Raw genomic sequence first — 19158 nt, 5'->3', positions numbered from 1 at the left:
TGCTGTTCAGAAATGTGGACTGAATTACGAAAAATCTTGCTCGAATTGCTTGATATTGGCGGAGCGCTCGTGCCCAGTTTGCTTCACGGCTGCGACCGCATGTTCGGCGCGCATGATCATGGGATGATTTCTCCTGTTTCCGTGCCGCAGCGCGTTTTGCGGACTGCGCTGCAGGTGTCGTGCCAAATGAAAAAATCGTTTCATAACAATCCGATCACCCTGATGGCGCTGTGTCTCATGTCCGACATCGTCGAAGATCCGACAACGAACGCAGCCGTGACCGCCTGATAGAACCTCCTGTGCCACTCGGTGGGCACTGCGGAATAAGTAGTGAAGCTCACCGCGAAAATGCCCGAGCTTCGGATCGACATCGGCGACGGCACTACGTCGCTGGTGCCGGGCGCGGCACAGCCTGGAGACTCCGCGGCGGCGATCATCGAATAGCTGCGTTTACGATGGCTCCATCTTGGCCCACCGGTGGGCGCGCAGAAGGGTGCTTTGCGGCCTCATCCCTCCGCCTGGATTGAGTCACAGGGACCGAATGGTGCACGTGCTTTTGGAACCGGCAGAGTGGCCATAACGCAATTGTCTTCCGGCTATCTTTACAGAGATTAGACAATCCAGCTGGTGAAGGTCCCATATCGCGCAAAGCATCGATGCGCTTAGGTCTGGGCATGCGTCCATCCGCAACCATCTCACAAGAGTCGATCCGACACCAACATAGAGAATTGCTTCCCTCTGAGAGAGGGCTCGCGGCGGACACGAGATTGCGTCACTCCTCATTATCTCGGCCTCCGAGGATGTCGGGATCGAGCCAGTGCAACGGCACGATAGGGCGAAGAATCTGGCAGCTCTTGCAACTGCCGACCTCGATGGGAGAGGCACATCGCGATCTGTTCGGCAGAGACAGAAGGTTCTGCACTGTCCGTTCATGAAGACGTCGTGCTGGTCTCCATAGGAGAAGTATTCTGGTGCAGAAAGTGCCCGATTAGCTATTCGGAAAAAGGCGACATCGACGTGCAAATCGAGCGCCGCCGTGAGGCGTCCCTCAATGTCGGATTTCCGACAGGATCGCAAATCCGCCAAGCCATTGTTTAATAAGTTTTTCCTTCTCTGGCACGGCCCATGCATGGGACTCTGCGAACGCATCAGCGAGACGTCGTCCATGATCATGCGCACCGAAAATGCCGTCGCCGCAGTGAAACCGCGCTCTCGCCTGCCATCAAGCCGACCGGCGCGTCATGGTCGAGGCGGGCGATTGCGCCGGCTTCAAACACCTTAATGGGCCTGGAAAGCTCCTCGCGTGACGGCGACGCGGGCATCCAGACGGGCAGAAAGGACATACGTCGTTGCCCCACGTCGCCGGCATGACCCGTCGATTGTCACCGCGCTGGAATGCCCGGGTCTACATTCGACGAACCGAACGCGCTGGACAAATTCTCGCAAACCCGGTCGGGACCGGGGCTCGAAAAGTCCGCGAGGGGGCCCAATGGCTATGGCCGATATTCGCCGCGAACAAGCCGCCTAGCGGGAAGACTCTATAGGAGGAAGCAGTGGAGTTATCTTGCGTTGGGGTAGGTGCTGGGCCGTCTAATTTGAGCCTTGCGTGTCAGATACACGAGCAAGTTGGGCAAGGGGCACTGTTCCTGGATCGGCAGGTCGACTTCCGCTGGCATCCAGGCATCGCATTCGATTCCTCGGAGCTCCAGGTCAGCCACTTCAAGGATCTGGTCACACTGGTGAATCCGCGATCAGCCTACACTTTCGTAAACTTCCTGCACGAGAACGGGCGTTTGTACCACTTCCTGAACGCACAGTTCGAGGCTGTGTTCAGAGCTGAGTTTGAGCAGTACCTGAACTGGGCCTTCCACAGGAACCCACTTGTCCATGGCGGCGAGACCGTGCACGAAATCCGCTTTGACGGCGCTTTTCGGGTGCGGACCGATAACGCGGTTCTCGGCGCCAGAAACGTCGTGGTTGGCATTGGCAAGCAGGCGCAAATCCCGCCTCAGTTTCAGGGCTGGACTGGACGCAACCTGTTCCACTCATCTGTTTTACTGCACATCCATCCCGAGGTGCGGAGAAAGCATGTCTGCGTGGTTGGCGGAGGCCAGTCGGGAGCCGAGGTGATGTTGCACCTTGTCGGCCTGCCGAAAGAACGGCGGCCTGCCTCGATCACTTGGGTCTCGCAGCGCGAAAACTATCTGCCTCTGGACAACAGCCCGTTCACAAACGAGTTGTTCATGCCCTGCTTTTCGGATCGTTTCGCGGCGATGAGCGAGTCGCAGCGCAAGCTGCTCCTGCGGCGTTTCGTGCTTGCCTCGGACGGCATTTCGGAAAGCACGTTGCGCGCGATCTATCAGGCGCTATACCGCCACGCATTTTTCGAGCTAAACCGATGCGACATCACACTGCGGCCGGGCTGCACCGTCTCGCACTGCATCAACGCCGGCGCGGGTCACAGGCTGACCCTGCAGCACGGCATGGACGAATTCGAAGAAGTCACGGCTGACATCGTCATCCTGGCCACCGGCTACGAGAACGCGGTGCCAGACTTCTTGGAACCCATCGCACACCGGCTGGAGCAGATCGACAATGAATTAGCTATTCGCGAGGATTTTTCGGTGAGCTGGGACGGACCGCGTGACAGACGCATCTTCGTACAAAATGCGAGCCTCGGGCAGCGCGGCCTGGCCGATCCGAACCTAAGCTTGCTGGCCTGGCGCGCGCGCCGCATCCTCGATAGCCTACTTGGGCGCGCGCCATGCGCGAACCCCGAGCATCCTGGCTTCATCACCCGTACCTCGATCGAGAGCTGGCCCGACCACGCAGCCGAAGAAATGGGCAGTGGAATATGACTCGTATGCTTTTGATCATCGGCGGTGGCATCCTAGGAATGATGTCCGCCTGCGCTGCGGTGAATCCCGGAGGCTTCTCCGATATCATCGTGATCGACCAAGCCCTTGGACCAAGCGGCGCATCGCATCACTCTGGAGGCGTGCATTTCCCCTACGGTTGCCAAGGCCGTACCAAGTCGCTCACTCGAAAGACCGCCGTGGTCTTGGCGGCCATGGCTGGGTCGGCAGGTAGCGGATGGTGCCGGCCTTTGGCGATGCGTGTCGTGGTTGAACCGGGTGAAGCGATTGATCCGGCCCAGTTTACGGAACCCCTGGACCCGGCTGAGCCTGACATAGGCAGTCTCGCGCCGAGCTTCTGCGGACATACCCGCCGGAGCGGAACGCACTTAGCATCGCCTCCCTCACCACGTGAGTCCGTCTCCGTGGACCCGCAACTTGATCAGCGCCCGACCGCTCTAATTGGTATGTCCAACCAAACCCAAGAGGAGGCTTTTCGCATGTTGACTGATGCACAAAGAGAAAAGTGGCAGAAGGACGGATACGTCAGGCTCGAAAGGTTCTTCGCTCCAGCGGCTCAGGAAGATATCTCTACCTTTGTCAAAGATATGTCACGCTGGGATGTCAGCGACGACAAATGGCTCATGTGGTTCGAGAAGACGACGGACAATCGAAAGATCACCTCCAAGATGGAGAATTTTCTCGACTTCCATGATCCATTGCGTCGTTTGCTCTTAGAAGATCAGCGCATAAAGTCAGCGGTCGAGGAGTTGCTTGGCGAAGATTCGCGCAGGCTCAAGGAGCTGCTGATTTTCCACTACCCCGACAGCGGCGGCTATCTCCCGCATCAGGACATTTATCACATTCCACACAAACTCCCGGACCGGATGGTCCATGCGGTGGTCGCCATAGGCATCGACGACTCCGACGAGGAAAACGGCGGGCTTTTCTTCAGCCCCGGCAACCACAAGAAGGGGGTGTTTCCCATGGACGCCGGTGGGGTGATCGATCCTCAAGTTGCCGAAGTGTTCTCCTGGGAACCCGTAGTATGGAAGGCTGGCGACATCTTCATCTTCGACGATTACGCACCGCACTACTCACGACCGAACAAAAGCAATCGTTCTCGGCGGACACTCTATTTGGTGTTCCAGCGTGCTTCAACCGGCGGGCCGACCCGCGCTGAATATAATGTGCTTAAGCGCGCCCTTAACCCGCCCGAAGGTAAAGTGGCCGATCTCGACAATCTCAAGCCCCCAAATGGCATTTTCTATCGCGATTGAGCTCACGCAGCCAGGCGGAGGCATGCACACGAAACTGATCGACCGCTCAAGAATGCGCGGGGAGTATCGCGTTCTGATTTGCGGCTCGCGGAGCATCGACCGCAGCCCGTTACGACGCTTTGGCACGTGGATTGCGGAGGTGGTCGCAGGCGGTCTTCTGTGCGCCTACAGCCCGACGAGTGCCCCCCCTTGGTCGCCCGCTTGCCGGCCCAGAGCTGCACTATCCTGGCCGGGCCGCCAACGGGTCGGGCTGCCGTTTCTCTCCACGAAGTGCACCTGAGGCTGTTGCGTTGGCAGCCGAAGGTCCGTCCCACTCTTCAACAGCTTAGGTTCGTTGTCATGCGCAAATACACGTTTTCTCGAACGGAACTGTCGCGGGCGTTCGGTATCGACATGGCCACGCTTGGAACGGGAAGCGCTCGCACGGGGTTTTCATTCGGAAAGGTTGGATCCGGCGTCACATCCGAGCCCCATCGGCACGACGAAATCGAGGCCTTCGTGGTCCTGTCTGGTGCGGGCAAGGTCACCACCGACCGGGGGAAAATCTCGGTCGAGGCGGGCGATGTCGTTCTGTTTCACCCTTTTGAAGCGCATGTGCTGCGCAATGATGGAAACAAAGACATAGATTTCGTCGCTGTCTATTGGCGAGACGGCGAGGCCGCCCTTCATGCCGCTGCAAAGACCACGACCCCACGCGGCCCAATCTTCGTCTTCTCCACGCCGCCAACGCCAAATGGCGATCTGCATCTGGGGCATCTTTCTGGTCCCTATTTCGGCGCTGACGTCTATACTCGTTTCCTGCGCATGAAAGGAGTCGAGGCCTATCACCTGACCGGAAGCGACGATTACCAGAGCTACGTCGCGACACGCGCCGATGCCGATCAATCGACTCCTGCAAACGTGGCGCGCTACTACGCCGACGAGATTCGCGCCACGCTTGCACTTCTCGATTGTGAGGTCCACAGCTTCCAAGCCACAATGGGCGATGACGGTTACGGCGAGTTTCAAGCCGCCTGTTTCCGCAGTCTTCTGAGCAGCACGGCGATAGATCTACGCCAGAGCCCTGCGCTTTTCGATGCCGTGACAGGCCGTTATCTTTACGAACCGGATGTTAGCGGCCTCTGCCCCGATTGCGGCGGGTCCGCGGGTGGCAACATCTGCGAGGAATGCGGCGCCCCAAACCTTTGCCACGACCTGCGTGCAGCCCAATCACGGCAGTCTGCCGAGGCGCCGGTGGTCGGCTCCCTCAGCCGTCCGGAACTTGCCATGGACCAATGCTACGACAATATCGACCGGCATCTAAGGGCGTCGGGCGTCCCGCTACGGATCTTGGATCTCTTCGCGCGCCTTCGCCAACGCGGCGACTTTTCAGTGCCCATTACCCACCCCTCGGACTGGGGCCTGCCGGCCGAGGGGTTCCCGGGGCAAGTGATCTGGGTGTGGCCGGAGATGGCATTCGGTTTTCTGTACAACATCCAGGCGCTCGGCCGCTCGATGGGTCGCGACTGGAAGGCGGAGATGCCCGGCAACGACTGGCAGATTGTCCATTTCTTCGGCTTCGACAATTCGTTCTACCACGCCCTACTCTACCCCGCTCTTTACGCCGAGGTCTTCCCCCACTGGACGCCACGCATCGGTTATCACGTCAACGAGTTCTACCTGCTCAACGGCAAGAAGTTCTCAACCAGCTGCCGCCATGCGGTCTGGGGCAAGGAGGTTCTGAGCCCAAAGACAGTCGACGTCGTGCGCCTTCATTTGGGCCTGACACGCCCGGAAGGTGAGCGGACGGATTTCACGCTGGACGCGCTGCGCCGCACCGAGAAAGAGGTGTTCCAAAGCATCTGGCTGAACTGGCTTGAGGCGTTGAACCAGGAAATCAAGCACGATTTTGCCGGCCGTGTACCCGATGCAGGCGACTGGAGCCCGGCCGACCGCGCCTTCTTTGCTCGCATAGAGATCTATCGTGCTGCGATGGAGCGCGCCTATTCGGACGAAGGCTTCTCGGTTCGGCGCGCGGCCACTCAGGTCTGCGAATTCGTGCGCGATTGCGTGATCTACCGCGGGGCGCGAGACTTTGCGGCGGCGCGACGTTTCTATCCCGCCCGCAATCGGACTTCGCTAGCCCTTCAGGCGACGGCCGCTGCGATCCTGGCACCGACACTCGCTCCGCTGATGCCCCGCTTCGCCAGAACGCTGGCGCGAGGCATCGATGGCGCCTCAACCGAAACATGGCCCCGGTCCGTCCATCGCCTTGCGCCCGGGACGCGCTTTGACCTCGGACCCGTGTTGGTGTTCTACGCCAAATCCGGCAATCCTCATCTCGATGACGAGGAAACACTATGAGCCGAAAGGTGCACCAGTGAGCTGTCCCCATCTCGACCAGATCTGCGCGGCAATCAAAGCCGACGACGCCAAAAATCTTGACTCGCTGTCACTGGCGAGGGAAGCCGCTCTGAAACGGTAGAGACTAGATTAGCGGACCTGAACCAACGCGTCGTCAAACAACCCTGGCCCGCGCCTTCGAGGACCGCTCGGCCGATCGCTTCCCAGCCCTTGCTGTTCGTGCCGAAAATGCCGTGTGGGCTCGACTGGGCTGACCAACCTCTTCGGCATCGGGATTTCCGTCCTCCAGCCGGTCAAGGCTGTAATGCGGTTCGACCCGCTTGGTCAAGCTGGCGCGCCCTGGACCGTGCGCCGATCACCAATGTGGATGCGAATGCCGCGTGATGGTACCTTCGGTTCTGTCCGAGCGTGTACCGGCGCGGCAGTCAGCCGAAGAACAGCTGAGCTACTGATATCGGAATGTAGCAGGTCCAAATTCTGCCCCTGACGCCGGATATTGCTCAATCAGCGTTGACGATGGCTTGGTGACAAGCTTCCAACCAGACCCGCGCAACGACAGCCCGTCGCCTGAGGGTAGTCGGCGAGGGCCGCCAAATCGCAAGCGTATCCTCCGTCGCATGCGCGCCGTCTTCGCCGAAAATGCAGACGCTTGTCTCGTCGAGAGATACATCCAGCTATTTTAGGGGGCTCCTCAGGATTCGGTGTTTGCTCGGGTGCGGACCGCCCCTCAGTTCCCAATCGAGGAGCGATTCTACAATTCACATGTTTGGAGATCGCTCGCTAGGTAACCCGTCTGTGAACCCTGCAAGCCGATGCTTCAGATGCCGCCCATGCAGAGGTATTTCATCTCGAGGTAGTCCTCGAGGCCATGGCGGGATCCCTCACGACCGATGCCGGACTGTTTTATCCCACCGAACGGCGCCGCTTCCGAAGACATCCGGCCGGTATTTACCCCGACCATTCCATATTCCAAGGCCTCGGCGACACGCCAGACACGCTTCAGGTTCGAGGCATAAAAATAGGCCGCGAGGCCGTAGATCGTTTCATTGGCATCACGGACGACCTGATCCGCATCTTTGAAGCGAATAATCGGTGCGAGCGGCCCGAATGTCTCTTCTCGCGCGACGGTCATCTCGCTGGTGACACCGGTCAGGACCGTTGGTTGGAAAAACGTGCCATTCGTGCCGAGGCGTTTGCCCCCGCATCGAATTGCGCCGCCTTTAGTTACGGCATCGGCAATATGGGATTCAATCTTGGCCAAAGCCTGCTTGTCGATGAGGGGTCCGATGTCCACTCCGGGCGCGAAACCGTCACCAACTTGAAGTTGGCGAGCCCGTTCCACGAATTTCTCGACGAACTCGTCGTGAACGCCCGACTGGACGTAAAGGCGGTTCGCTGAAACGCAGGTCTGGCCGGCATTGCGGTACTTCGCCTGGATCGCACCGTCAACTGCGGCATCGACATCCGCATCATCGAACACGATGAAAGGTGCATTGCCGCCGAGCTCTAGGCTGACTTTTTTGATCTGGTCCGAGCACTGGCGCATGAGTAGGCGCCCGATCTCCGTAGACCCGGTGAAGCTGATCTTGCGGACCTTGGGATTTGTGCAAAGTTCGCGGCCGACGGCGTCACCTTCGGATGCATAGATCAGGTTGACGACGCCTTCGGGAAAGCCTGCCTGATGGGCGAGGGCGAACATTGCTCCAGCCACGAGCGGCGTCTGTTCAGCGGGCTTGAGGACGATCGTGCAGCCCGCTGCCAAGGCTGGCGAGATTTTGCGCGCCACCATCGAGGCTGGGAAATTCCATGGCGTTATCGTGCCGACGACCCCGATGGGCTGCTTGATCACCAACATTCGGCGGTCCGTCGATGGTGCGGAGATCGTCTCGCCATAGACGCGATTTGCCTCCTCGGCGTACCATTGCAGATACGCCGCAGCATGCGATAGCTCCGATTTGGCCTCTGCAAGCGGCTTGCCCATCTCCGCGGTGAGAATTGCAGCGAGATCGTCGGCGTGGTCGATGATCAACTGATACCATCGCCATAGAACGTCGCTGCGCTCACGGGCGGTAAACCCTGCCCATCCAGGCTGCGCGACATAGGCCTTGTCTGGCCAGCGCCTGGTTCTACGTGCCGGCCACCGCGTCGTTCGGTCGGCAATATTTGTTGTAGATCGTGAATGCGTCGGTGCCGTTCAGCTTCTCCATCTCCTGCATCCAGCCGTTGACCGGAATGCGGTAGGGCTGGTTCGCCGCAATGTCGCGTTGACCTCCTCGTCCAGCAGACCTGCGGGTTCGTCTCTCTGCGCCAACGGCGCTCCTCCAGGATCACATTTCGCTCGGTCTTGATATCATCCTCGTTGAGGATGAGGTTGAACATGCGATCGGCCTCGAAGCCCATCATCTCGCCCAAAACGAGCCATAGGCGGTGAGGGCGTTATTGTAGCCGCCACTCACTTAGACGGCTCGGTGAACTCGCTGTCGGTGCGGTTGGTGGTCGCTTTGAAGATCAGACGCTCGAGGAAATGGGCAAGTCCGGATTTGCCGGGTGCTCGTCCGCGCTGCCGACCTTGTACCAGACTATATGAGTGACGATTGGCGCGCGGTGATCGGGGATGTCGACCCATGCCATTGCCGAGCAGGAAATCCGCGATCTTGCCGCCGTCGGTGGCGGCCAGAGCAGGAGCGGTCGTCACCAGGGCCAGGGCGGTGGCAGTAAACGCCTTGCGCAGCTAGGGGGGCGATCGATGGCTCCGTTTGGCAAGGCAAAGGGTTCGAGGCAAAAGTGATTTGTTCCTCATTTTGATGAACGCGCTGCGTCTTCGCCTTCCCGTGGGAGGATCGGCGGGCAGCGCCGAGCCAGATGAATCATGGGCCCAGGGCTCACTCGAGCCTCACCTTCGGATGGACCCAGGAGACCTGCGGCGGTGTTCTTGGGGAGGTGGTCATTGGAGGGATTTTCCTTGGTCCGCGACGTCTTGCGGACGACCGGGCATGCACCGTGCCAGATCAGAAAACCATTGGAGGCTGTTGACAAATCGGGCTCTGCCATGTTGCGCATCCGACATTGTGGGCGATTGAACAGGGCTGAAGGCGACGCGAGCACGGCTGAGAGTATTTTCTTCCTTCGGAAGACAATTAGGCGCGCTGCCGGGGAGGGGTACAGGATGCGCTTCGAAGGCCGCTGCACCGACGGTCAGAATTGAAATGTTGTCGCTCCAGCGGACCGATGTCCTCGACAGTCAGACCGGGCGGTGCTGAAGGGTAGAGGCGTGAGCAGCGTAGCTAAGTGGGCGCGGACCCAGCTCGCGCGCGAAGACGGACCTGAAAAAAACGGCGGGATGGCGACATTCGCGAGGCGCTGGAAAACGAGGTCGTAGGACTGGGCGGGAAAAACGATGCCGTTGCTCTCTTCTGGCGTGATGGCCTGCCGCGAGGCCGTTGAACTTGGTGAGTTGCTGCGGGAAGGGGAGTGTTTTCGCGGGGACCTTGGTCAACGTAAGAAACAAACTTCGAGCTCGCCTTGGATGGGGGCATGCAGCACATTTGCCGCTGCAGGACAGCAGCACGGAAGCTGTCCGCGCTTGCCGTCGTCCCTGGGCACCAAACAGCAGAATTTAGCGGTCGCGATTGATTTCATGTGCGTAAAATACCGCCTGGTGCGCTCGGCTGCAAATGCATGCCTGGCGGAGTGGTCGCTTAGGTCAAGAGCATCGCGTGAGTAACAGCCTGACCTTGCTCAATCTGATGCGCGCTAACCGCCTCGCCGGATTGTGGAACTGCTCGCGGGTGGCTTCTACCACAAACAGCAAGGTCATGAAATCAAGCAGAAAGTCGTCAATCGCTTGGGCGATTGTTTCTGACTTGCCCTTGAACTGGTCCAGCAAAACGCGCGCGCTATCGATCGCTTCCACGCTGGTCGCATCGATCAACCCCTCGACCCTCTTGAAACAATCCAAATCGAAACTCCTTCATGCGCTTGCCAAGCCGTTATGCTCGAAGGCAGTTCCGTGAACTACCCGGCCTTTGACCTGCGGCACGAGCAGCGGTCGGCCTTACGTCCCGTGCCTCCAAACACGAGCCATCGACGTGGCGCTGAGGAGCGTTGGAAGAAATTGGGCGCTTCCGGCCACGCTCGAGCGGTAGTGTAGGACAGTGCTTGCTGGCGGCTACGCCCACAATGGAGTGCGCCAGCTGATCGGGGCTTAACAATTTTTCGCTTTTTGCTGCGCCCAACTCTCGGCTATGACTCGGACAGGCCTAATGGCCTGCCCACGTTGCATTGTAAAAGAAGGAACAAGTATATGCCGACTGGAACGGTAAAGTGGTTCAACAGCACCAAGGGGTTTGGATTTATCCAGCCCGACAATGGCGGTCCGGATGTTTTCGTCCACATTTCCGCTGTCGAACGCGCGGGCCTCTCGACCCTCGCTGACGGCCAGAAGATCAACTATGAGATCGAGCAGGATCGCCGCACGGGCAAGTCCTCCGCTGGCAGCCTCAGCAAAGCTGGTTGAAATTTTCTCCTGCGTCCTGGCAAGAGTAAGCACATAAGTCCTCACGGCCGCTCGATGGGACGAGCAAAAACTGAGGGCAGCAGATTGCTGCAGGCGTCGCGAATTCCTCATGAAACAAGGTTGTTTGAAAGGAAGGCGGGGTTGGCCCCGCCTTTTTATATGACGCGCAGATTAAGCCGATGGCTGCAACGCTCCAGAACGAATCTCGATTGCCGAAATCAAGCCGCGACCTTCTTGCGGGTTCGCTTCGTCGGCGCAGGCTCCGGCGCTTCCGGCGCCTTCGGTTTGCGGCCGAGCCCCATCGTCTTGGCCAATGTCGAGCGCGCCGCGGCGTAGTTCGGCGCGACCATGGGATAATCCGCCGGCAGGCCCCATTTGGCCCGATATCCATCCGGCGTCAGCCCATAGTGGGTCGACAGATGGCGCTTTAGCGATTTGAATTTCTTCCCGTCCTCAAGGGAGATGATGTAGTCCGGTGTCACCGATTTCCTGATCGGGACTGCAGGCGTAAGGGCGACCGGCTCTTGCGCAGAGACACCTCCGGCCGTCGCTCTCAGAGCCGCATGCACTTGGCCGATGAGGGCAGGGAGATCCCCCACCGGGATCGGATTGTTGGAGACATAGGCCGACACGACATCGGCGGCAAGCTCAATGAGGGTGTCGACGTTTTTTCCGGCTTCTTCTGTCATGAAACTCTCCAGGCGGTGAAACATAGTCAGCGAAGCGTCGCTTCATAGGGCCGGTTGCCGCTGAAAGCAACAACGTCTCGACAGCGTTATTGCCAATGCTCGTCCAGAAGCGACATCGATGCGCCATATTTCCCGTCGTGACCGCTGAGCCACTCGTTGTTGGCGACCCTGCCGTGGTGCGTGGCGCGTCCCGGCTGTAACTTTGCGCCGAAGTTGCTAGTAGTCGAGGCTAAGCGCGCTATTTGTGTCCCGCTTTACTTCTTTGGACTGTGAAATCGAGGGATCGTGATCGCTTGCTGGTGGGCGTCAGGACGATGGACGTTCATTGGCAATGGCCAAATGTAAGTTCATCGCCCGGTGAGCCGCTCTTCCAAGGGGCTGGGAACCGCCGCTGGTAACCAAGGACATCAATGTATTTCGAGGCGTTTCTTAGCCGGTCTTCGAGAGACGGCAATCGTTGCGGACGACACCTGTTCCACGATATCGAACAGCGCGGCGACACGGGCAGCTTCTCGAATCTGGAGCGGCTTCTCGCAAGCTGGCGCCGTGCCGAGAGGCCGGGCAAGGACAGTGCGTCGCCTGCTTCAATCATACGCGTCAACCAGCCAGCGACGCTGTCCCATACGGAATCCCGCGACCGGCCGTGTGATCTCGCCGGTAGTCGCCCCGGCCCTCTGCACGAAGCTCGGGATGTGCTGACGATCAACCAGGCCACAAAGGTCGACGTCCTGAAGCAGGGATCACATGAGTTTGCCACTATGCGCAGGCTTGCCATGCGCTTCCGCGGCATTTTGCGGGGCCTGTGAATTCGGCAAGCTCGACACTTCGATCGACGTGGCGTCAACTCCGGGCTCGTCGCCATCACGCGTTTCGGTCTGGTCCTACGCCGTGACGTTGACGCCGTTCGCGATGCCATTGAACTACCGCGGAGCAACGGCCAGGCGAAAGGGCTGATCAACCGCCTGAAGACGATTAAACGTACGATGTAGGCAGAGCGGGCTGCGAACTCCTTAGGGCACGCATGCTGCCACTCAGCCGGCCTGATCACCGCACAAAGCGAGGAAGAACCTGGTCAAGTGCAAAGCGACAATTGCCTCGACAGCGGGTCCCGGAAGGTTTATGCTGCCCAACGTTACCGCAATCCGGAATGGCCATTGAGTACCTTCACGAGTGAGGGAGGGGAACTGCTTTGTCGGCCAAATTGTTGACGGAACGCCCGGCGCCCATTGTTGCTACATGTCTAGATTCTTGGGGCGTTTTGGATGATGCAATCCACCATCTCACTCCAAAGGGCAGTGGAATCTGGAACAATGTCGCTTTTGTTCGCACGACATCCTTCGTGCCCGATTGGCATATCGTCTTTAACTCTGCTTCTCTTTTTGGGCTCCCTGTTGATATCGAGGCGAGCCCAAACAGGACAATTTTTGCAATCGGCGAACCGCCGACGAAAGCTCATCGCGCGTTTCATGAAGGGCAGGGGAAAAATACTATCGTCCTGACGTGTGACACAGAGCTGGCTGCTCGGCAGAATGCAGCGCGCCGATTCGTTTTGTCTCCACCTATCACTCGGTCTTGGTCTGTAAACAAGACATATGACCAACTTCTGGTCAGCGAAGTCGTGGATAAGCCGCTTCGGCTCTCATGGATTACCAGTGACATCGCCCTGCTTAAAGGACATCGATATCGGCTGGCGTTTCTGGAGCGGCTGAGAAAGGAGGTCGATTTTGACCTGTTCGGCCGAGGTTTTCGGCTGATTGGAGATAAATGGAACGCACTCGCACCCTACCGTTACAGTATAGCGTTCGAGAATACTCGTGCTGATTACTATTTTACAGAGAAGCTTATGGACTGCTTCGTTGCTGAAACAATGCCGATCTATTACGGCAGCCCGGCAATCACGAGGTTCTTCCCTTCGGACTCTATGGTTCTGATTGACCCAGAGGACAAGAACGTAATCCCAAAAATTCAAGAAATCATCGACTCGGACCTCTGGAAGGAACGTCGCGGCGCAATAAGAGAGGCGAAGCGGTTGGTGCTCGAGAAATACAATACGTTTGCTTATCTCGCGGGCTTCATCGAAAGCGTTCAGGATAAACCCTTACCGCCGGAAATTATACACATCGATTCGCCTGAAGTCGATTTTGCAATGGACGAATGAAGTACTCCAACGCTCGCTTCGCGTGCCCGGCGGTTGGTGGTCTGGCGAGATCGGTACGGAACGCTCGGCGGAGAATGTCTGCTGCGCAGACGGCCGGCACGGGCGCACGAGGTCATGCGCCCCCGGCTGCCGCTGATCAGACGAACTGGGGAAGGCCAGGAACGGAATTGAGGACCTCGTCCACGAGTTCGTCGCCGGCATGTTCCTTGGCGCAGGCGATCGTCTCGTTGGCGAGGCCGGCGATCTTTGCCATGCTGAGACCCTCACTCATCAATTGCTGGCCGAGCCCCATAAGGCCGCCACCCTCTGGGTCGTCGCCATGATACTTCGCTACTAATTCCGAAGCTCCCGGAATGGCCTCGATCATGCGCGCAACGGGACCGTCGGCCGCGTGGCTTTGCAGGAAACCCAGCATTAACCCAACGCCCTTCTCTGCGAGAGCCGGGCCGATGCCGGCACCAGTGGCGATGCGCGGTAAGAATTCTTCCATGCAGGGTCTCTCTCTCTTTGATAAGGTTTACACGGGGCCGGTCCGGCGCCCAGCGCCCTTCGCCGAACCACAATTGAACTCCACAAAAATAGGCCGGCGGAAGTGCTATTGCGCGTAAAACCGTCTCTGTCAACGCAAGCTGCGTCGGACGTGCGTGTTTCGCAAACCGAAGATCATTCCAATTCACATCATTACGCATTGGCAACCGCACAGTTTGCGGTGGCTCGCTTATGGGCCAATGCCCCGCGCCCGTCAAATGATGACGACAAGGTGGTCATCGCCTAGGATCTGTGGATCGAGGTGTGAGGCAGTTACAGCCGGTGGACCTGCTCAAGCGCCGCGCCGGCACCAGGGCTAGATTGGCGATACTGCGCGTATTGGCCATGTCTTTCCTCGCGTGATGGGATGTTCGTAGAAGCGGAGCTATATGCCGGTGTGACGATCGACAAGGCGGACCGGCTATTCCGATAGGACATCCATACTGTCGCATAGACCGTCGCTGCTTAGGTATTGAAACCGCCATCGCTGGTGACATCGCAGTCGGCGGGTGTCGATAAGGTCGATTCACGCAATCAGCCGGTCAGGAGGAACGAATGAACCCTGAGGTTTCAGAAGCTCACTTTTCGCAAGGCGTGCAGCGCACATCGTGCAAGTGATTGCCAGTCTTGCGGATGCTATCGACTTTCTCAACGATGGCGGGAAGATCGCAGTGACCGAATCTACGAAGCCGCCCCCAGGGCGTGCTTTGATGCATACAAACGGTTGCCGAGCAGGGATACTCCTCCTCCCTGAAGTCCAATCGAGAAGAGCGATCACTTCCAAGAGGGTCCCAGCTCAGCCGCGAAAACAGGTGCCAGACCCCGATCCTCTCCCTCAACTGATCTAGCTCAGGGCGTTCATGAGCCGCAGATCGCATAGTGGCTGCGTGCACGACGCAGGAAGACCATTTATGAAAATCCTATTCAGAACGATGGCTGTCACCTTGCTGGCACCCACCGCCTTTGCTGCGGATTCGATCCCCACCGACCTCAGAGATACGGCATTGGCCACCTTCAGGGCTTTGCCATCCACCACGCCGACAGTCGCCAACAACCCGATCACCCCGGAAAAGATCGCTCTCGGCAAGGCACTGTTCTTCGATCCACGCGTCTCGGCGTCAGGCGTCTTGTCGTGCAACTCGTGCCACAACCTGGCAACCGGCGGCGACGACAATCACGAAACCTCGATCGGCCATGGTTGGCAGAAGGGACAGCGCAACGCGCCGACTGTACTGAACGCTGTCTTCAACATCGCTCAGTTCTGGGATGGTCGTGCCGCAGACCTGAAGGCTCAGGCGAAGGGACCGGTCCAAGCTGGCATCGAAATGGCCAATACACCGGACCAAGTCATCGCCACGCTCAAGTCCATGCCGCAATATGTCGAGTGGTTCGATGCAGCTTTTCCGGCTGAAGCCGATCGGGTCACCTTCGACAACTTCGCCAAGGCGATCGAAGCCTTCGAGGCGACACTGGTCACACCGGCCCCGTTCGACAGCTTCCTGAATGGTGATGAGCTTGCCATGACTTCCGAACAGAAACAGGGCCTGGCGCTTTTCATGGACAAAGGCTGCTCGTCCTGCCATGCCGGCATCAACGTTGGTGGGCAAGCCTATTTCCCCTTTGGCCTCGTGGAACAGCCCAGCGCCGAGGTCCTGCCGGACAAAGACGAGGGCCGATTCGCGGTCACCAATGCAGCCGATGACTACTATGTTTTCCGCGTGGCGCCGCTGCGCAACGTTGCACTCACCGCGCCATACTTTCATTCGGGCAAGGTTTGGGATCTGAAACAGGCCGTCGCTATTATGGGGACCACCCAGCTTGGCGTAGTACTGGCGGACGAAGAAGTTGATCTGCTTGTTGCCTTCCTCAACTCGCTGACCGGAGAGGCACCCGAGGTCACCTATCCCATCTTACCCTCCGAAACGGCGACAACGCCCCGGCCTGTAACGCAGATCTCAGGAAAATAAGGGCCAACTGGCTGCGGACGTCGCAATCGAAAATGATTGCGGCTTTTACTTGGGCCACACGAATTGCCACGTCCATCTCCGAATTGGCGGGACACGCTAGCAATACCCGAAACCTGCAACCTCGCCCGTAGTCTGCGCAAATCAACTGGGGAAGCGGACAGACGCGCAGCATCATATGCAGCATCATATATTGTCGCCGCCTGAGCGAACATGCCAAGCAGTCTACGTTGAGAAACGACGTGTGTACGATTTGTTCGAGGCGCGGGGCCTGTATGTTCCCAAGGACCAATACTATAGCGTGGTGTCACATTTATATTTCTGCGGGATGAGGACACGTGCCGAAGGAAAATTGCACATTTTCGCCGTGTGGCTTATTTTCAAGAGTGTGATCGGTTTGGCATATTCCCGGCCGACATCCGCCAGCCGGCAACTCCCCACACGGTGAGGAAGAGAAGCCTTACGCCTGCACTTTCTGCCGGAGCGCGCGTGCTGCAGCGACCATGTTCATGAGGGCAGGGCGGACCTCCTCCCATTTGCGTGTTTTGAGGCCACAGTCCGGGTTTATCCACAGTTGGCCGTCGGACAGTCGCTCGCGGGCAAGCATGACTAAGTCCGAAATCTCGCCGACTTCCGGGACGCGTGGTGAGTGAATATCATAGACGCCGGGACCGATTTCGTTCGGATATTTGGAGCTCGTGAAGGCGTCCAACAGTTCCATCTTCGAGCGCGACGTCTCAATCGAAATGACATCCGCATCCATTCCAGCAATCGCGTGAATGATCTCGTTGAACTCCGAATAGCACATGTGGGTATGAATTTGAGTCGCGTCCTTTACACCCGTTGAAGCGATCCGGAAACATTCGACAGCCCAGTCGAGATAGACTTTCCAGTCAGATTGGCGCAGTGGCAATCCTTCGCGAAACGCGGCCTCATCGATCTGGACCATCCTTGCGCCGGATCTTTCGAGATCCGTCACTTCGTCGCGGATGGCGAGCGCGATCTGGCGGCAGGCTTCGGAGCGGGGTACGTCGTCGCGAACAAAAGACCAGTTGAGAATGGTGACTGGGCCTGTGAGCATTCCCTTCACGGGCTTTTCCGTAAGCGACTGGGCGAATTGCCACCAGCGCACTGTCATCGGATTGCGCCTCGATACGTCGCCGAAAATGATGGGGGGACGCACGTAGCGCGACCCATAGCTTTGTACCCAGGCATGCTGGGTGAGCGCGAAGCCGGACAACTGCTCGCCGAAATGCTGTACCATGTCGTTTCGCTCGAACTCACCGTGCACCAGCACGTCCAGCCCGATCTCTTCCTGCCAGCGAATTGCAGCCTCGATCTCCTTCTTCAGGAACGTCTCATAGTCGACATAGCTCAGCTGGCCCTTCGCATGAGCGGCCCGCGCCTTGCGTACCTGCGGCGTCTGCGGGAAGGACCCGATGGTCGTCGTCGGGAACGGCGGCAGCCCGAGTGAGCCGGCTTGGACTCTGGAGCGCTCGCCAAAAGCGCTCTCTCGTCGCTTCGCGCTGTCCTCAATGCTAGCGATCCGCCCCTGAACAAGCGGGTCATGGATCCTCGTGGATGTCACGCGCGTGGCGGCAGCCTCGGCAGACGCTTTCAACGCGGCTGCCACCGCATCCCTGCCTTGGGACAGGGCCCGGGCCAGCAAGACCAGCTCGTCGGTCTTCTGGGCCGCGAAGGCGAGCCACGACCTGATGTCGGCGTCGAGTTCCGTCTCCATGCGCAGATCAATCGGCACATGCAGCATCGAGCAAGAAGGCGCGATCTCGACGCGGTCCAAGGGCCAGCCGGCGACGATCGGTTTGATGCGGTCGAGAATGGCGGGCAGGTTCCCACGCCAGACGTTGCGGCCATCGATCAAGCCAAGCGAGAGCACCAGATCCTTCGGAGCGAGCCGACCCACCGTTTCCAGCTGCTCGGGAGCGCGCACGAGATCAATATGCAGCCCGGCCAGGGGCAGAGAAACCGCGGTTTCGAGATTGTCTCCCAGCGACCCGAAATACGTAGCCAGCATGATCTTCAGCTCGGGCGCGGCTTTCGACAGCTGGCCATAGGCGAATTCGAACGCAGCTCGTTCGTTCGGGTTCAGATCGAGGACAAGCGCTGGCTCATCGATCTGCACCCAGTCGGCTCCCGACAGCTTCAGCTTCTGCAGGACTTGCTCGTAAACGGGCAGCAGCCGCGGTAGGAGCGCGATGGGACCGAACCCCTCGGCAGGCGATTTCGCCAGCTTGAGGAAGGTGATGGGTCCAAGGATGACTGGGCGTGTGTGAATGCCGAGAGCTTTAGCCTCGAGGAAGTAATCGACCGGCTTCGATGAAGAGAGTGCGAACGTCTGATCATCATCGAGTTCCGGCACAATGTAGTGGTAGTTGGTGTCAAACCACTTGGTCATTTCCATCGCGGTTACACCAGGTCCATGAGCCTCCTCCTGGTGACCAGCGTGTCCACAATCCTCCGTCTGACCCTGGTTGCCGCGCGCCATTGCGAAGTAGATGTCAAGTGGGACCTCGCCGCTATTCCAGCCGTAACGGGATGGAACGGCCCCGACCATGGCTGCGGTGTCGAGCACATGGTCGTAAAGCGAGAAGTCGTTCGACGGGATTTTCGACACGCCGCGATCGCGCTGCTCTTCCCAGCTAGCGGCACGGAGCGCCTTCGACGTCGTGAGAAGGTCGCCAGCGGACGATGTTCCGGACCAGTAGCTTTCAAGCGCGAATTTCAGTTCTCGCCGACGACCGAAGCGCGGCACGCCGAGCGTTGCTACAGGAATTTCCTGAGAGTCAGTCATGTCATACCCCGAT

The 19158-nt window shown here is 58.7% G+C and carries 11 protein-coding genes and 3 pseudogenes; 8 read left to right on the top strand and 6 right to left on the bottom strand.

All coding sequences use genetic code 11. From position 1 onward, the window contains the following. Nucleotides 1-36 precede the first annotated feature (36 nt). From NKH02_RS26745 to NKH02_RS26730, 4 genes are all read left to right on the top strand, one after another. The gene (locus NKH02_RS26745) at nt 37-288 is read left to right on the top strand and encodes a hypothetical protein (RefSeq protein ID WP_352882701.1); all 252 of its coding nucleotides are present in this window, start codon (nt 37-39) and stop codon (nt 286-288) included. A gap of 1307 nt (nt 289-1595) precedes the next feature. Beyond that, nucleotides 1596-2858: a lysine N(6)-hydroxylase/L-ornithine N(5)-oxygenase family protein gene (locus tag NKH02_RS26740; protein WP_352882699.1), complete on the top strand. Its 1263-nt coding sequence runs from the start codon at nt 1596-1598 to the stop codon at nt 2856-2858. A 497-nt stretch (nt 2859-3355) separates the two neighbouring features. Beyond that, the gene (locus NKH02_RS26735) at nt 3356-4135 is read left to right on the top strand and encodes a phytanoyl-CoA dioxygenase family protein (RefSeq protein ID WP_352882716.1); all 780 of its coding nucleotides are present in this window, start codon (nt 3356-3358) and stop codon (nt 4133-4135) included. Between the two features lie 339 nt (nt 4136-4474). Next, nucleotides 4475-6478: a class I tRNA ligase family protein gene (locus tag NKH02_RS26730; protein WP_352882697.1), complete on the top strand. Its 2004-nt coding sequence runs from the start codon at nt 4475-4477 to the stop codon at nt 6476-6478. Nucleotides 6479-7295: 817 nt separating this feature from the next. On the opposite strand, the pseudogene NKH02_RS26725 reads toward NKH02_RS26730, so the two are convergent. From NKH02_RS26725 to NKH02_RS26715, 3 genes and pseudogenes are all read right to left on the bottom strand, one after another. Then, nucleotides 7296-8603: pseudogene (locus NKH02_RS26725) on the bottom strand (NAD-dependent succinate-semialdehyde dehydrogenase); the annotation flags it as partial. Nucleotides 8604-8616: 13 nt separating this feature from the next. Further along, nucleotides 8617-9209, bottom strand: a pseudogene (locus tag NKH02_RS26720) (M16 family metallopeptidase); the annotation flags it as partial. Nucleotides 9210-10181: 972 nt separating this feature from the next. Further along, entirely contained in the window at nt 10182-10409 is a 228-nt protein-coding gene (locus NKH02_RS26715; protein ID WP_245260682.1) for a hypothetical protein, read from the bottom strand. Between the two features lie 372 nt (nt 10410-10781). On the opposite strand from NKH02_RS26715, the gene NKH02_RS26710 reads away from it, so the two are divergent. Further along, nucleotides 10782-10994, top strand: a complete 213-nt coding sequence (locus NKH02_RS26710) for a cold-shock protein (RefSeq protein ID WP_023679670.1) — start codon at nt 10782-10784, stop codon at nt 10992-10994. A 218-nt stretch (nt 10995-11212) separates the two neighbouring features. Here the strand turns inward: NKH02_RS26710 and NKH02_RS26705 are convergent, their stop codons facing one another. Beyond that, on the bottom strand, nt 11213-11683 hold the full coding sequence (locus NKH02_RS26705; protein WP_023783325.1) for a Ros/MucR family transcriptional regulator: 471 nt from the start codon (nt 11681-11683) through the stop codon (nt 11213-11215). Between the two features lie 398 nt (nt 11684-12081). Here NKH02_RS26705 and NKH02_RS26700 point away from each other — a divergent pair. Together NKH02_RS26700 and NKH02_RS26695 are read left to right on the top strand one after the other, a co-directional pair. Continuing rightward, a pseudogene (locus NKH02_RS26700) lies at nt 12082-12713 on the top strand (ISL3 family transposase); the annotation flags it as partial. 159 nt (nt 12714-12872) lie between these two features. After that, the gene (locus NKH02_RS26695; protein ID WP_352882695.1) at nt 12873-13841 is read left to right on the top strand and encodes a glycosyltransferase family 10 domain-containing protein; all 969 of its coding nucleotides are present in this window, start codon (nt 12873-12875) and stop codon (nt 13839-13841) included. Nucleotides 13842-13977: 136 nt separating this feature from the next. On the opposite strand, the gene NKH02_RS26690 is transcribed toward NKH02_RS26695, so the two are convergent. Beyond that, on the bottom strand, nt 13978-14331 hold the full coding sequence (locus NKH02_RS26690) for a hypothetical protein (protein ID WP_023737108.1): 354 nt from the start codon (nt 14329-14331) through the stop codon (nt 13978-13980). A 949-nt stretch (nt 14332-15280) separates the two neighbouring features. Between NKH02_RS26690 and NKH02_RS26685 the strand changes: the two genes are divergently transcribed. Beyond that, nucleotides 15281-16336 (top strand): cytochrome-c peroxidase, encoded by a 1056-nt coding sequence (locus NKH02_RS26685; RefSeq protein WP_352811188.1) that lies wholly within the window; start codon nt 15281-15283, stop codon nt 16334-16336. A gap of 457 nt (nt 16337-16793) precedes the next feature. Here the strand turns inward: NKH02_RS26685 and metE are convergent, their stop codons facing one another. After that, nucleotides 16794-19145: a 5-methyltetrahydropteroyltriglutamate--homocysteine S-methyltransferase gene (metE, locus tag NKH02_RS26680; protein WP_352882693.1), complete on the bottom strand. Its 2352-nt coding sequence runs from the start codon at nt 19143-19145 to the stop codon at nt 16794-16796. Between the last annotated feature and the right edge of the window lie 13 nt (nt 19146-19158).

The organism is Mesorhizobium sp. M1396 (assembly GCF_040317725.1).
Classification (GTDB): Bacteria; Pseudomonadota; Alphaproteobacteria; order Rhizobiales; family Rhizobiaceae; genus Mesorhizobium.
This window is presented reverse-complemented; position numbering and strand designations above follow the sequence as displayed.

Bases quoted from the DNA above. Each gene is read 5' to 3' on its own strand.
- NKH02_RS26735 (WP_352882716.1), top strand. From the start codon at position 3,356: ATGTTGACTGATGCACAAAGAGAAAAGTGGCAGAAGGACGGATACGTC.
- NKH02_RS26730 (WP_352882697.1), top strand. From the start codon at position 4,475: ATGCGCAAATACACGTTTTCTCGAACGGAACTGTCGCGGGCGTTCGGT.
- NKH02_RS26710 (WP_023679670.1), top strand. From the start codon at position 10,782: ATGCCGACTGGAACGGTAAAGTGGTTCAACAGCACCAAGGGGTTTGGA.
- NKH02_RS26705 (WP_023783325.1), bottom strand. From the start codon at position 11,683: ATGACAGAAGAAGCCGGAAAAAACGTCGACACCCTCATTGAGCTTGCC.
- NKH02_RS26690 (WP_023737108.1), bottom strand. From the start codon at position 14,331: ATGGAAGAATTCTTACCGCGCATCGCCACTGGTGCCGGCATCGGCCCG.
- NKH02_RS26685 (WP_352811188.1), top strand. From the start codon at position 15,281: ATGAAAATCCTATTCAGAACGATGGCTGTCACCTTGCTGGCACCCACC.
- metE (WP_352882693.1), bottom strand. From the start codon at position 19,145: ATGACTGACTCTCAGGAAATTCCTGTAGCAACGCTCGGCGTGCCGCGC.